Raw genomic sequence first — 13113 nt, 5'->3', positions numbered from 1 at the left:
TCTGATGGACCGAGTTGCCCTCATCGCGAGCAGGCTCGCTCCCACGCACGGGATTTGCGGCGATCACAAAACCTCCTGTGGGAGCGAGCCTGCTCGCGATGTGGCCAGTACAGGCGCTAGAGCAACGTCTCAATGCGCAACGAATTGGTCGACCCCGGCTGCCCGAACGGAACGCCTGCGGTGATCAGCAAGGTATCGCCACGCTGGGCCATGCCCTGGGCCTGGGCAATTTCCAGAGCGGTGGAACACACCTCATCGACCTGCCGCAGCCGATCATTGACCACCGAGTGCACGCCCCAGGCCACGGTCAGGCGGCGGGCGGCCAGCAGGTTCGGCGTGAGGTTGAGGATCGGCACCGTCGGCCGTTCCCGCGCCGCTCGCAAACTGGAGCTGCCCGATTCGCTGTAGTTCACCAGCACCGCCACCGGCAGGATGCTGCTGATGCGCCGGATCGCGCAGCTGATGGCATCCGACACCGTGGCTTCGGCTTTTGGCCGGCTGACGTCCAGTTGAGACTGGTAGTCGGGACCGCTTTCCACCTGGCGGATGATCTTGCTCATCATCTGCACGGCTTCGAGTGGGTAATCGCCTGAAGCGGTTTCCGCCGATAGCATCACCGCATCGGCCCCTTCGGCCACGGCGTTGGCTACGTCGGTGACTTCCGCACGGGTCGGTGCCGGGGAGAAACGCATCGATTCGAGCATCTGGGTCGCCACCACTACCGGTTTGCCGAGGGCGCGACAGGTGCCGATGATGTTCTTCTGGATCTGCGGCACGCTCTCGGCCGGCACCTCGACGCCCAAGTCTCCGCGAGCCACCATGATTGCGTCGCTCAATTCGGCGATTTCCCGCAGTTGGGTCACCGCCGATGGCTTCTCGATCTTCGCCATCAGGAACGCCTTGTCGCCGATCAGCGCCCGGGCTTCGCGGATGTCCTCGGGGCGCTGCACGAACGACAGCGCTACCCAGTCCACGCCCAGTTCCAGACCGAAATTCAAGTCACGCCGGTCCTTGGCCGTCAGCGGGCTCAGGTCGAGCACGGCCTGGGGCACGTTCACACCTTTGCGGTCGGACAACTCACCGCCATTGAGCACTTCGGTATCGATGGCGTCGGCGTGCCTGGCAGTCACGCGCAGGCGCAACTTACCGTCGTCCAGCAGCAGGTCCATGCCGGGCTCCAGGGCCGCGATGATTTCCGGGTGAGGCAGGTTGACCCGGTGTTGATCACCGGGCGTCGGGTCCAGGTCCAGGCGCAGGGCCTGGCCGCGTTGCAGCAGGACCTTGCCGTCGGCGAATCGGCCAACCCGCAGCTTCGGGCCTTGCAGGTCCATGAGGATACCCAGCGGGTAATTGAGCTGCTGCTCGACGTCACGAATCCACTGGTAGCGCTGGGCGTGGTCGGTATGCTCGCCGTGGCTGAAGTTCAGACGGAAGATGTTCACGCCAGCCTGTACCAGCTCGCGGATGTCATCGATGCCACGGGTGGCGGGGCCGAGGGTCGCGAGGATCTTGACCTTTTTATCAGGCGTCATGGTTGGGCTCCTCGAGGATCAGGATGGCGCGAAAGTCGTTGACGTTGGTGCGGGTCGGCTCGGTGACGATCAACCCATCCAGGGCGGCGAAGTAGCCGTAGCCATTGTTGTTATCCAACTCGTCGCTGGCGCTCAGGCCCAGTTCGGCGGCGCGGCGATAGCTGTCCGGGGTCATGAGGGCGCCGGCGTTGTCTTCGGAACCGTCGATGCCGTCCGTGTCTCCGGCCAGCGCGTAGATGCCAGGGTGGCCCTTGAGGCTGTCGGTCAGGCTCAGCAGGAATTCGGCGTTGCGTCCGCCACGGCCATTGCCGCGCACGGTGACGGTGGTTTCGCCACCGGAAAGGATCACGCACGGCGCCGCCAGTGGCTGGCCATGCAAGGCGATCTGCCGGGCGATGCCAGCGTGGACTTTCGCCACTTCCCGGGATTCACCTTCCAGGTCGCCGAGGATCAATGGGCTGAAACCAGCCTGGCGCGCCTTTACCGCCGCCGCTCCCAGCGATTGCTGGGGACGGGCGATCAATTGGAAGTGGCTGCGGGCCAGGCTTGGGTCGCCGGGCTTGACGGTTTCCGATTCGGGGCTTTGCAACCAGTGGCGCACCGAGGCCGGCACATCGATGTGGTAGCGCTTGAGGATCGCCAGGGCTTCGGCCGATGTGCTCGGATCGGCCACGGTGGGGCCGGAGGCGATGACCGTGGCGAGGTCCCCTGGTACGTCGGAGATTGCGTAGGTGTAGACCGTCGCCGGCCAGCAAGCCTTGCCCAGGCGTCCGCCCTTGATCGCCGAGAGATGCTTGCGCACGCAATTCATCTCGCCGATGGTCGCACCGGACTTGAGCAAGGCTTTATTGATCGATTGTTTGTCGGCCAGGGTGATGCCTTCGGCGGGCAAGGCGAGCAGGGCAGAACCGCCGCCAGACAGCAGGAAGATGACGCGATCGTTTTCGCTGAGGTTGCTCACCATGTCCAGTACCCGCTGGGCCACGGCCAGGCCAGCGGCATCAGGCACCGGGTGGGCGGCCTCCACGACTTCGATTTTCTGGCAGGGCGCGCCATGGCCGTAGCGGGTTACCACCAGGCCAGAGACTTCGCCCTGCCAGCAGCGCTCGACCACTTGGGCCATGGCGGCGGCCGCCTTGCCGGCGCCGATGACGATCACCCGACCGCTGCGATCGGTTGGCAGATAGCGTTCAAGGACGTGCTGCGGATGGGCCGCGTCGATGGCTGTGGCAAACAGCTCGCGCAGCAATTGTTGCGGATCGACCGACATGGCGGGCTCCCGATTCTTATTATTGGCTGAGTGACGCATGACCTGTGGGAGCGAGCCTGCTCGCGATGAGGATCTGACATCCAACATCGATGTCGACTGAAAGTCCGCTATCGCGAGCAGGCTCGCTCCCACAGGGTTATGGGGTATGTCAGTTATCGCGAATGGAGAAACTGGCCATATGTTCCAGCCCCTTGATCAACGCCGAGTGATCCCAGTTGCTGCCACCGATGGCCGCGCAGGTGCTGAACACTTGCTGGGCATTGGCGGTGTTGGGCAGGTTGATGTTCAGTTCCCTGGCGCCTTGCAGGGCCAGGTTCAGGTCCTTCTGGTGCAGGCTGATGCGGAAGCCCGGGTCGAAGGTACCCTTGATCATGCGCTCGCCATGCACTTCGAGGATCTTCGACGAAGCGAAGCCGCCCATCAGGGCTTCACGGACCTTGGCGGGGTCGGCGCCGTTTTTCGCGGCGAACAACAGGGCTTCGGCCACGGCCTGGATGTTCAGGGCGACGATGATCTGATTCGCCACTTTGGCGGTCTGGCCGTCGCCGTTACCGCCCACCAGGGTGATGTTCTTGCCCATGGCCTGGAACAGCGGCAGGGCGCGCTCGAAAGCGGCGCTGTCGCCACCGACCATGATGCTCAGGGTCGCAGCCTTGGCCCCGACTTCACCGCCGGACACCGGGGCGTCGAGGTACTGGGCGCCTTTTTCATTGATCTTCGCCGCGAATGCCTTGGTGGCGGTGGGGGAGATCGAACTCATGTCGATCACGATCTTGCCCGCTCCCACGCCAGCCGCCACGCCATCGGCGCGGAACAGCACGTCATCGACCTGCGGGGTGTCCGGGACCATGACGATGATGAACTCGGCTTCCTGGGCCACTTCCTTCGGGTTGGCCAACGCCACCGCGCCGCCGGCCAGCAGATCGGCCGGGGCCGCGTCGTGGTGCTGGGACAGGAACAGGCTGTGCCCGGCCTTTTGCAGGTTCAAGGCCATGGGGTGGCCCATGATGCCGGTGCCGATGAATCCGATTTTAGCCATGGGGAAATCCTCTTGTTTTTGTATTGCTTCAAGCAAATGGGAGACAGTTTTTTTGTGGGAGCGAGCCTGCTCGCGATGGCGGTTCTACATTCAACAAAGATGCTGGCTGGACTACCGCTATCGCGAGCAGGCTCGCTCTCACAAGGTTTTCAACCAGCCCAATCCCGCTTCGGTGCTGGTCAGCGGCTTGTATTCGCAGCCGACCCAACCCTGGTAGCCGATGCGGTCCAGGTGTTCGAACAGGAAGCGGTAGTTGATTTCCCCCGTACCCGGCTCGTTGCGGCCCGGGTTGTCCGCCAGTTGCACATGGTTGATCTCGCCCAGGTGCGCCGACAGGGTCCGGGCCAGGTCACCTTCCATAATCTGCATGTGGTAGATGTCGTATTGCAGGAACAGGTTGGCGCTGCCCACTTGCTCGCGAATCGCCAGGGCCTGGGCGGTGTTGTTCAGATAGAAGCCGGGAATGTCGCGGGTGTTGATGGCTTCCATTACCAGCTTGATGCCTTTGGCTTGCAGCTTCTCGGCGGCGTACTTCAAGTTGGCGACGAAGGTTTTCTCCACCAGGGTTTCAGAGCAGTTCTGCGGACGAATTCCCGACAAGCAGTTGACTTGGGTGTTGCCCAGCACCTGGGCGTAGGCAATCGCCAGGTCGACACCGGCGCGGAATTCCTCGACCCGGTCCGGCAGGCAGGCGATGCCGCGCTCGCCCTTGGCCCAGTCGCCGGCTGGCAGGTTGAACAGTACTTGGGCCAGGCCGTTGGCATCGAGCAAGGCCTTGAGTTCGGCCGAGCTGTAGTCGTAAGGGAACAGGTATTCGACGCCCGTGAAACCGGCCTTGGCGGCGGCTTCGAAACGGGCGAGGAAATCCTGCTCGGTGAACAGCATGGACAGGTTGGCGGCGAAACGCGGCATGGTAGGTCTCCGGCAAATATTTGTAGGTCCCTGTGGGAGCGGGCTTGCTCGCGAAAGCGGTGTGTCAGCCGACATCTTTGTTGGATCTGAAACCGTCTTCGCGAGCAAGCCCGCTCCCACACTGGTATGTCAATCGAGCAACGAAATGGCTGTCGGTGCATCGTTGCCCACTAGCGCCAAGTCTTCAAACTCATTGACAGCGTTGATCTCGGTGCCCATGGAAATATTGGTGACCCGCTCCAGGATGATCTCGACGATCACCGGCACCTTGAACTCCTCGATCATCGCCTGGGCCTGGCGCAGGGCCGGTTGGATACCGGCCGGTTCGAACACCCGCAGCGCCTTGCACCCCAGGCCTTCGGCCACGGCGATGTGGTCCACGCCATAGCCGTTGAGTTCCGGGGCGTTGAGGTTGTCGAAGGACAGTTGCACACAGTAGTCCATGTCGAACCCGCGTTGGGCCTGGCGAATCAGGCCCAGGTAGGAGTTATTTACCACGACGTGGATGTAAGGCAGCTTGAACTGCGCTCCCACCGCCAGCTCTTCGATCATGAACTGGAAATCATAGTCACCCGACAGCGCGACGACCTTGCGACTGGGGTCGGCCTTGACCACCCCCAGCGCGGCCGGAATGGTCCAGCCCAACGGGCCGGCCTGGCCGCAGTTGATCCAGTGCCGTGGCTTATAGACATGGAGGAATTGCGCCCCGGCGATCTGTGACAGGCCGATGGTGCTGACGTAGCAGGTGTCCTTGCCGAACACCTGGTTCATTTCTTCATACACACGCTGTGGCTTGACCGGCACGTTGTCGAAGTGGGTCTTGCGCTGCAGGCTGGCCTTGCGTTGCTGGCAGTCTTGCAGCCAGGCGCTGCGGTTTTTCAGTTTGCCGGCGGCTTGCCACTCGCGGGCCACTTCGATGAACACCGTCAGGGCCGAGGCGGCGTCGGAAACGATGCCCAGGTCGGGCGTGAATACGCGGCCGATCTGGGTCGGCTCGATGTCCACGTGAATGAACGTGCGGCCTTCGGTGTAGACGTCCACCGAACCGGTATGACGGTTGGCCCAGCGGTTGCCGACGCCCAGCACCAGGTCCGATTTGAGCAAGGTGGCGTTGCCGTAGCGGTGGGAGGTTTGCAGGCCGACCATGCCGACCATCTGCGGATGATCGTCGGGAATGGTGCCCCAGCCCATCAAGGTAGGGATGACGGGGATGCCGGTCAGCTCGGCGAACTCCACCAGCAGCTCGCTGGCATCGGCATTGATGATGCCGCCGCCGGCCACCAGCAATGGCCGCTCAGCCTGATTGAGCATCGCCAGGGCTTTCTCGATCTGCACGCGGTTGGCCGCGGGTTTGGCCAGGGGCAGCGGTTGGTAGGCGTCGATGTCGAATTCGATCTCGGCCATCTGCACATCGAACGGCAGGTCGATCAGCACCGGGCCCGGCCGGCCGGAACGCATTTCATAGAAGGCTTTCTGAAACGCGTACGGCACTTGGCCCGGCTCCAGCACGGTGGTCGCCCACTTGGTCACCGGCTTGACGATGCTGGTGATATCCACGGCCTGGAAGTCTTCCTTGTGCATGCGGGCGCGGGGTGCTTGCCCGGTGATGCACAGGATCGGGATCGAATCGGCCGAAGCGCTGTAGAGCCCGGTCACCATGTCGGTGCCGGCCGGCCCCGAGGTGCCAATGCATACGCCGATGTTGCCAGCCTTGGTCCGGGTGTAACCCTCGGCCATGTGCGAGGCGCCTTCAACGTGGCGAGCGAGGACGTGATCGATGCCACCCACCTTCTGCAAGGCCGAGTACAGCGGGTTGATTGCAGCACCCGGGATGCCGAAGGCGGTGTCCACGCCTTCACGGCGCATCACCAGGACGGCGGCTTCGATTGCTCTCATTTTGCTCATGGTTTTGTGCCTCTTACGTTTTGTAATTGTATACAAGTGGCTTTGCGCAGAGTGTATTCATGGCAAACGGCGCAGGTCAATTCATTTCATCAAGCGCCTGTTTCATTCGTCTGAACCTAGGTTTTGCTGCGGTATTTCATCACTTGATGGAAATTAAGAAAATTATTGTATACAAAAATATGTGTAGTTGTGTTCTATTTGTTGTGTTCGGTTTTGCTGAAAGTGAAGCCAGCAAGGCTCTCCCATAACAAAAGAAGGACAGCACCCATGAGCGTTCTAACCTTGGAAATTGCCGTCAACCTGGCGGGGCAGGCCCTTGCCGCGGGTCGTGAAATCAGCGCCGCACCCTTGACCGTCGCGGTCCTGGACAGCGGCGGGCACCTGGTTGCCTTGCAACGCGAAGACGGCGCCAGCCTGCTGCGCCCACAAATCGCCATCGGCAAGGCCTGGGGCGCCATCGCCCTGGGCAAAGGCTCGCGCCTGCTCGCCCAGGACGCCCAGCAACGCCCGGCGTTCTTTGCCGCGTTGAATGGGTTGGGGCAGGGCAGCGTCGTACCGGCCCCGGGTGGGGTGTTGATCAGGGATCAGGATGGGAGGGTGCTGGGGGCGATTGGTGTCAGTGGGGATGTTTCGGATGTGGATGAGCAGGTGGCGGTCAGGGCCGTGGAGGCGGTGCTGTTGAGGGCGGATGTGGGGGTTACTATTTGATTTGCGGTGGTTGATCGTTCGCTATCGTGAGCAGGCTCGCTCCCACAGAGGGTGGAGTTGGGCACAGATTCTGCAAACGCCGCAAATCCACACTGTGGGAGCGAGCCTGCTCGCGATGGCCATGATCATTTCCATTGGTTGATCGAATTGCGCAGGGGATCTTTGAGTGAGTTGATGCAAAGGACCAAATCATTGAGTACCAAAGCTGTAAATCTGCGCCTGGGTAATAAAGTCAGCCTTTGGCAGCAAGGATTTCATGACCGGGCCCTGCGGCGGGAGGACGAGTTGATAATAATGGCTCGCTATGTCGTCGCTAACCCATTGCGGGCTGGCCTGGTGAAGCGACTTGGCGATTATCCGCTGTGGGATGCCATTTGGCTTTGACATGAAATCGAGTTACCGCTATCGCGAGCAGGCTCGCTCCCACAAGGGATTTAGGTTGCTCGCAGAATCTACATTCACAGCAGAACCCTGTGGGAGCGAGCCTGCTCGCGATGGCGGCTACTCGGTCCTGAGCCTAGCGATCCACCTCACACCCCTTCAACACCAACCGGATAATCGTCTGCGCCGCCGCTTCGTAATCCGCTTCATCGAGCTTGGCCTTGCCGGTCACGGCGCTGATCTGCCAGTCGAAATCGGCATAGGTCTGGGTGGCGGCCCAGATGCTGAACATCAGGTGGTTGGGGTCGATGGGGGCGATCTGGCCGCGGTCGATCCAGGTCTGGATGCAATCGATGTTGTGCCGGGCCTGGGCGTTGAGTTGTTCCACCAGGTCGTGGCTCAGGTGCGGGGCGCCGTGCATGATTTCGCTGGCGAAGACTTTCGAGGCGAAGGGCAGGTCGCGGGAGATGCGGATCTTGGAGCGGATGTAATGGCTCAGCACTTCACCGGGCACGCCGTCGGCATTGAATGGTGTCGAAGCCTGGAGAATCGGCTCGATGATGCTTTCCAAGACCTCGCGGTAGAGGTTTTCCTTGGATTTGAAGTAGTAGTAGACGTTGGGTTTGGGCAGGCCTGCCTTGGCCGCGATGTCGCTGGTCTTGGTCGCGGCGAAGCCCTTGTCGGCAAATTCTTCGCTGGCGGCACGCAGGATCAATTCTTTGTTGCGCTCGCGGATCGTGCTCATAAACCCAGGGGTTCCTTGCCTATTCTGGCGGTGGCGCATGGTAGCACCGGCCTCGCGCGGCGCTCAAGAATGCCCTATGGGGGCGCTGCTCGCGGTATGCTGCGCAGCATTATTGTTCAAGGAGCCCCTCCATGGCCGGAAGCAGTTTGCTGGTACTGATCGACGATATCGCCACCGTGCTCGACGACGTAGCGTTGATGACCAAGATGGCCGCCAAGAAAACCGCCGGGGTACTCGGCGATGACCTGGCGCTCAATGCCCAGCAAGTCTCTGGTGTGCGTGCCGAGCGGGAACTGCCGGTTGTGTGGGCGGTGGCCAAGGGATCGTTCATCAACAAGTTGATCCTGGTGCCGTCGGCGCTGGCGATCAGCGCCTTCGTGCCCTGGCTGGTGACGCCACTGTTGATGGTGGGCGGCGCCTACCTGTGTTTCGAAGGCTTCGAAAAACTGGCCCACAAGTTCCTTCACAGCAAGGCCGAAGACCAGGCCGAACACGCGCAACTGGTCGAGGCGGTGGCGGATCCGGCGGTCGATCTGGTGGCGTTTGAAAAGGACAAGATCAAAGGCGCGGTACGCACCGACTTCATTCTGTCGGCGGAAATCATCGCCATCACCCTTGGCACTGTCGCCAATGCGCCGCTGACCCAGCAGGTCGTTGTGTTGTCGGGCATCGCCATCGTCATGACCGTTGGCGTCTATGGCCTGGTGGCCGGGATCGTCAAGCTCGATGACCTGGGGCTCTGGCTGACGCAGAAGCCCGGACAAGTCGCCAAAAGCATCGGCGGCGCCATCCTGCGCGCCGCGCCCTACATGATGAAAAGCCTGTCGGTGATCGGCACTGCGGCGATGTTCCTGGTGGGCGGCGGCATCCTCACCCATGGCGTGCCGGTGGTGCATCACTGGATCGAAGGCGTGACGGCCAGCGCCGGCGGTGCCGGGTTTATCGTGCCGATGTTATTGAATGCGGTGGCGGGGATTGTCGCGGGGGCAGCCGTGTTGGTGGGTGTGCTGGCGGTTGGCAAAGTCTGGAAGGCGCTGAAAGGCTGAATCGGGCAATACATAACCATTGTGGGAGCGAGCCTGCTCGCGATGAGGGCCTGACAGTCAGCTTCATGTCGGCTGACAGATCGCTATCGCGAGCAGGCTCGCTCCCACAGTGGGTTTTGGGGTAGCCAGAAGTTATTCGGCAATCTGCAGTTTGCGCGATTCGGTGTACACGTAGCGCACCTTTTCATACTCGAACGGCGAGTTCAGTTGCCCATAGCGGAAGCTGGTCTGGTAGCGCTTGTCCACGCCACGCAGGAGCAGGAGTTCCGGGTGGTTGCCGCTGACTTCGGAGACGTTCAGGAAGTTGATCGCAGATTCAGCCGTATAGTCCACCAGCAGGCCTGAGGTGTCGCGCAGGTTCGAAGGGCCGAAGATCGGCAGCACGAAGTACGCGCCGCCGGGCACACCGTAGAAGCCCAGGGTCTGGCCGAAGTCTTCGCTCTGGCGCGGCAGGCCCATGGCGGTGGCCGGGTCCCACAGGCCGGCAATGCCGACGGTGGTGTTGAGCAACAGTCGCGCGGTGGTTTCCATCGAACGCTTGCCCTTGAATTGCAGCAGGCTGTTCATCAGGTTCGGCACGTCCCCCAGGTTATTGAAGAAGTTGCTCACCCCGGTGCGCACGAAGCTGGGCGTGACGTAGCGGTAGCCGTCGACCACGGGCAGGAATACCCACTGGTCGAAGCGGTAGTTGAAGTGATAGACCCGACGGTTCCAGGACTCCAGCGGGTCATAGACGTTCAGGGCGTTGAGCGTGGAGCGCTCGAACTCGCGCTGGTCCAGTCCCGGGTTGAACTTGAGCTTGGTCAGCGGTTCCTTGAAACCGTCCGAATCCACCACCACAGGCGCATTGGCCTTGCTGTTGTCGGCATGGACCATGCCCGCACTCATTAACGCGGCGATAAGCAGCAGGTATTTAGCCACGGAAAAACTCCAGCATGGCGTCGCTGTTGACGCGGTAGTTAAGGTTGCCGCAGTGGCCGCCCAGTGGATAAACCGTCAGGCGATCGCCAAAGGTCTTGCGTAGGAAGCCCAGGTCGCCCGGGCCAAGAATGACGTCGTCGGCATTGTGCATGACGGAAATCTTCGGGCTGTCGTGCAGGTAATCCTTCAGCGCGTACAGGCTGACCTGGTCGACCAGTTGCAGCAGGCTGCCGCCGTCGGTGCGCGCGCGCCACATGGGGATCACCTGCTCGGTGAGGTAACAGTCGAAATCGCATTGCAGCGCGCGCTTGAGGAACGGCGTCAGGCTGGTGCTTTCGGTAATCGGGAACTTGGGCGGGATGATCAGGCCGCGACGATTGATCAGGTCCGAGGTGAACGCGATGTCGGCCGCCGAGAAACGGAACGAGGTGCCAATCAACATCGCCATCTGTTCGTTGCTCAGGTGCTGCTTGGACTGCTGGAAGTCATAAAGCAGGGCGTCGTTGAGGTCGATGTAGCCCTTTTGCTGGAAGTAGCGGGTCAGCTTGTTCAGCACCAGTTCATAGAAGGTCGTGGTGCTGTTGATGCCCTTGACCTCGGTCTGGACCAGTTTGTCCAGGTTGGTGATCGAGGTGTAGAGGTTCACCGGTGGGTTGAGCAACAGCACTTTCTTGAAATTGAAGCTGCGCCGGGTTTCGTCCAGGTGGGCGACGAAGGCCGCATCCAGGCCGCCGAGGCTGTAGCCGGTGAGGTAATACTCGGTCACGGGCAGCTTGGGGTTTTGCGCGCGCACGGCTTGCATCACCCGGTACATGTCCTCGGCGTCTTCCTTGGAAATGCCTGGCGTGGCGAAGCGCGAAGCGGCACTCATGAAGTCGAAGCTGGTGGGCGATGACAACTGCACGACGTGGTAGCCGGCCTTGTAGTAGAGGCGCTTGAGGTATTCATTGATGCTACTGTCAAAGCGCGCACCGGTGCCGGCGATCAGGAAAATCAGCGGCGCGGGCTTGTCCTGGGTGGCCATGCGGTAGGTGAGGCTTTTCACCGGCCAGAAGTTGTCCGGCAGGATGAACTCGCGTTCCGGGCGCAGGGTCAGGCTGTGGTCGGCCTGGTTGATGTCTTCGATCAGCGGCAGCTCCGGACGCAGGTCCGGCGGCGTGGTGGCGATGGTCGCCTCGAACGGGTTGGTCAAGGGGTAGCCATAGCTGGCGGCGTCAATATCTGCCGCCAGCGCGGACGCACTCAGGATAAGGCCGCCGAGAAGGGCAGCGAAGCGCAAGGAACGGAGCATGACTGAATCCCTTAGAGGAAGGTGCCGAATGAGGTTCGCAGGCTATGACCACCGAAGCAGAGCCAAGTGCCATGACGGGCACAAAACAGGCGCGGACGGGGTGCGATAGTAGCGGGACGATACACGGTCGGGCGTGGTGGCGGCTAGTTATCTGGCGTTTGCCGGATTTGACCGCAAAATCTTTCGTGTGGCGCTGGTGCTAATGCCTGGAACAAAGGGGGGATGGCGTTCTGATGTCGTTTCTCGTTGCTTCGACGTCGCAGGCAGAGCAGGTTCCGGATCGGCGCAGGTTGATGATCAACGAGTCAGTACTCCACTGGCGTGCGGGCCGGTTTGCAGGTGAGCGTGATGGGGGCGCTGAGCACCATAACAATACGTTGACGTCGCTCGGCATCCGCCGGGCGCAGCACTTTCGGGGAAGTAACGATGAAGATGCGACGACTCTTGGGCGCAGGTGCCGCACTGGTACTGGCGATCAGCTCCACCCTGGCCAGCGCCGAAACCAAAACCCTGAGCATCGGTTACGTTGACGGCTGGTCCGACAGCGTCGCGACCACCCACGTGGCCGCCGAAGTGATCAAGCAGAAACTTGGTTATGACGTGAAACTGCAAGCGGTCGCGACCGGGATCATGTGGCAAGGCGTGGCCACCGGCAAGCTCGACGCGATGCTCTCGGCCTGGCTGCCGGTGACTCACGGCGACTATTGGACCAAGAACAAAGACAACGTGGTCGATTACGGCCCCAACTTCAAGGACGCGAAAATCGGCCTGATCGTGCCGGAGTACGTCAAGGCCAAGTCGCTCGAGGATCTCAAGACCGACGATTCCTTCAAGAAGCGCATCGTCGGCATCGACGCCGGTTCAGGCGTGATGCTCAAGACCGAACAGGCGATCAAGGATTACGACCTGACCGGTTATCAACTCAAGGCCAGTTCCGGCGCCGGCATGATCGCCGAGCTGACCCGTGCCGAGAAGAAAAACGAATCCATCGCCGTCACCGGTTGGGTGCCGCACTGGATGTTCGCCAAGTGGAAACTGCGCTTCCTGGAAGACCCGAAAGGCGTCTACGGCGCGGCTGAGACTGTAAACAGCATCGGCAGCAAGGAGCTGGACACCAAGGCCCCGGAAGTGGCTGCGTTCCTGAAGAAATTCCAGTGGGCGTCGAAAGACGAGATCGGCGAAGTCATGCTGGCGATCCAGGAAGGCGCCAAGCCGGAAGCCGCTGCCAAGGACTGGGTCGCCAAGCACCCGGATCGCGTGGCGGAGTGGATCAAGTAATCGACCTGGTCTGACTGTTCCGAAAACCGCATGAGCGTGTGTCATGCGGTTTTTTTGTGCCCGAAATTCTCAAGTGCATGCAAAT

The 13113-nt window shown here is 61.4% G+C and carries 11 protein-coding genes and 1 pseudogene; 4 read left to right on the top strand and 8 right to left on the bottom strand.

Annotated features, from left to right (window positions below; all coding sequences use genetic code 11):
* Nucleotides 1–116: 116 nt before the first annotated feature.
* The 5 genes from pyk to gcl form a co-directional block, all read right to left on the bottom strand.
* Nucleotides 117–1532: a pyruvate kinase gene (pyk, locus tag PSH86_RS22465; protein WP_305485018.1), complete on the bottom strand. Its 1416-nt coding sequence runs from the start codon at nucleotides 1530–1532 to the stop codon at nucleotides 117–119.
* Nucleotides 1522–2802, bottom strand: a complete 1281-nt coding sequence (locus PSH86_RS22460) for a glycerate kinase (RefSeq protein ID WP_305485015.1) — start codon at nucleotides 2800–2802, stop codon at nucleotides 1522–1524. The genes pyk and PSH86_RS22460 overlap by 11 nt, the downstream gene beginning before the upstream one ends.
* Before the next feature lie 148 nt (nucleotides 2803–2950).
* Nucleotides 2951–3841, bottom strand: coding sequence for a 2-hydroxy-3-oxopropionate reductase (locus PSH86_RS22455; RefSeq protein ID WP_109754471.1), 891 nt, complete (start codon nucleotides 3839–3841; stop codon nucleotides 2951–2953).
* A 138-nt stretch (nucleotides 3842–3979) separates the two neighbouring features.
* Nucleotides 3980–4753, bottom strand: coding sequence for a hydroxypyruvate isomerase (gene hyi / locus PSH86_RS22450; RefSeq protein ID WP_305485010.1), 774 nt, complete (start codon nucleotides 4751–4753; stop codon nucleotides 3980–3982).
* A 129-nt stretch (nucleotides 4754–4882) separates the two neighbouring features.
* Entirely contained in the window at nucleotides 4883–6658 is a 1776-nt protein-coding gene (gene gcl, locus PSH86_RS22445; RefSeq protein WP_212801291.1) for a glyoxylate carboligase, read from the bottom strand.
* Between the two features lie 267 nt (nucleotides 6659–6925).
* Between gcl and PSH86_RS22440 the strand changes: the two genes are divergently transcribed.
* Together PSH86_RS22440 and PSH86_RS22435 are read left to right on the top strand one after the other, a co-directional pair.
* On the top strand, nucleotides 6926–7366 hold the full coding sequence (locus PSH86_RS22440; protein ID WP_109754468.1) for a heme-binding protein: 441 nt from the start codon (nucleotides 6926–6928) through the stop codon (nucleotides 7364–7366).
* A 123-nt stretch (nucleotides 7367–7489) separates the two neighbouring features.
* A pseudogene (locus PSH86_RS22435) lies at nucleotides 7490–7750 on the top strand (transposase); the annotation flags it as partial.
* A 133-nt stretch (nucleotides 7751–7883) separates the two neighbouring features.
* On the opposite strand, the gene PSH86_RS22430 reads toward PSH86_RS22435, so the two are convergent.
* Nucleotides 7884–8492 carry a TetR/AcrR family transcriptional regulator gene (locus PSH86_RS22430; protein ID WP_305485005.1) on the bottom strand — a complete coding sequence of 203 codons (609 nt, stop codon included), beginning with the start codon at nucleotides 8490–8492 and terminating at the stop codon, nucleotides 7884–7886.
* 131 nt (nucleotides 8493–8623) lie between these two features.
* Between PSH86_RS22430 and PSH86_RS22425 the strand changes: the two genes are divergently transcribed.
* Entirely contained in the window at nucleotides 8624–9538 is a 915-nt protein-coding gene (locus PSH86_RS22425) for a DUF808 domain-containing protein (protein ID WP_163857297.1), read from the top strand.
* Nucleotides 9539–9670: 132 nt separating this feature from the next.
* On the opposite strand, the gene PSH86_RS22420 is transcribed toward PSH86_RS22425, so the two are convergent.
* Nucleotides 9671–10459 carry a VacJ family lipoprotein gene (locus PSH86_RS22420; protein ID WP_109754466.1) on the bottom strand — a complete coding sequence of 263 codons (789 nt, stop codon included), beginning with the start codon at nucleotides 10457–10459 and terminating at the stop codon, nucleotides 9671–9673.
* Nucleotides 10452–11750 carry a serine/threonine protein kinase gene (locus PSH86_RS22415; RefSeq protein ID WP_109754465.1) on the bottom strand — a complete coding sequence of 433 codons (1299 nt, stop codon included), beginning with the start codon at nucleotides 11748–11750 and terminating at the stop codon, nucleotides 10452–10454. The genes PSH86_RS22420 and PSH86_RS22415 overlap by 8 nt, the downstream gene beginning before the upstream one ends.
* A gap of 426 nt (nucleotides 11751–12176) precedes the next feature.
* Here PSH86_RS22415 and PSH86_RS22410 point away from each other — a divergent pair, with 426 nt between their 5' ends.
* Nucleotides 12177–13028 carry a glycine betaine ABC transporter substrate-binding protein gene (locus PSH86_RS22410; protein ID WP_109754464.1) on the top strand — a complete coding sequence of 284 codons (852 nt, stop codon included), beginning with the start codon at nucleotides 12177–12179 and terminating at the stop codon, nucleotides 13026–13028.
* Nucleotides 13029–13113: the final 85 nt, after the last annotated feature.

It is taken from the genome of Pseudomonas sp. FP2300 (genome assembly GCF_030687595.1).
Taxonomy (GTDB): Bacteria; Pseudomonadota; Gammaproteobacteria; order Pseudomonadales; family Pseudomonadaceae; genus Aquipseudomonas; species Aquipseudomonas bijieensis.
Note: the sequence above shows the minus strand (reverse complement) of the source record. Positions and strands in the feature narration are given on the sequence as shown.

What these genes read in the sequence shown, in the direction of transcription:
- gcl (WP_212801291.1), bottom strand. Translation starts at nt 6,658, where the DNA reads ATGAGCAAAATGAGAGCAATCGAAGCCGCCGTCCTGGTGATGCGCCGT.
- PSH86_RS22460 (WP_305485015.1), bottom strand. Translation starts at nt 2,802, where the DNA reads ATGTCGGTCGATCCGCAACAATTGCTGCGCGAGCTGTTTGCCACAGCC.
- hyi (WP_305485010.1), bottom strand. Translation starts at nt 4,753, where the DNA reads ATGCCGCGTTTCGCCGCCAACCTGTCCATGCTGTTCACCGAGCAGGAT.
- PSH86_RS22410 (WP_109754464.1), top strand. Translation starts at nt 12,177, where the DNA reads ATGAAGATGCGACGACTCTTGGGCGCAGGTGCCGCACTGGTACTGGCG.
- pyk (WP_305485018.1), bottom strand. Translation starts at nt 1,532, where the DNA reads ATGACGCCTGATAAAAAGGTCAAGATCCTCGCGACCCTCGGCCCCGCC.
- PSH86_RS22440 (WP_109754468.1), top strand. Translation starts at nt 6,926, where the DNA reads ATGAGCGTTCTAACCTTGGAAATTGCCGTCAACCTGGCGGGGCAGGCC.
- PSH86_RS22430 (WP_305485005.1), bottom strand. Translation starts at nt 8,492, where the DNA reads ATGAGCACGATCCGCGAGCGCAACAAAGAATTGATCCTGCGTGCCGCC.
- PSH86_RS22455 (WP_109754471.1), bottom strand. Translation starts at nt 3,841, where the DNA reads ATGGCTAAAATCGGATTCATCGGCACCGGCATCATGGGCCACCCCATG.
- PSH86_RS22415 (WP_109754465.1), bottom strand. Translation starts at nt 11,750, where the DNA reads ATGCTCCGTTCCTTGCGCTTCGCTGCCCTTCTCGGCGGCCTTATCCTG.
- PSH86_RS22425 (WP_163857297.1), top strand. Translation starts at nt 8,624, where the DNA reads ATGGCCGGAAGCAGTTTGCTGGTACTGATCGACGATATCGCCACCGTG.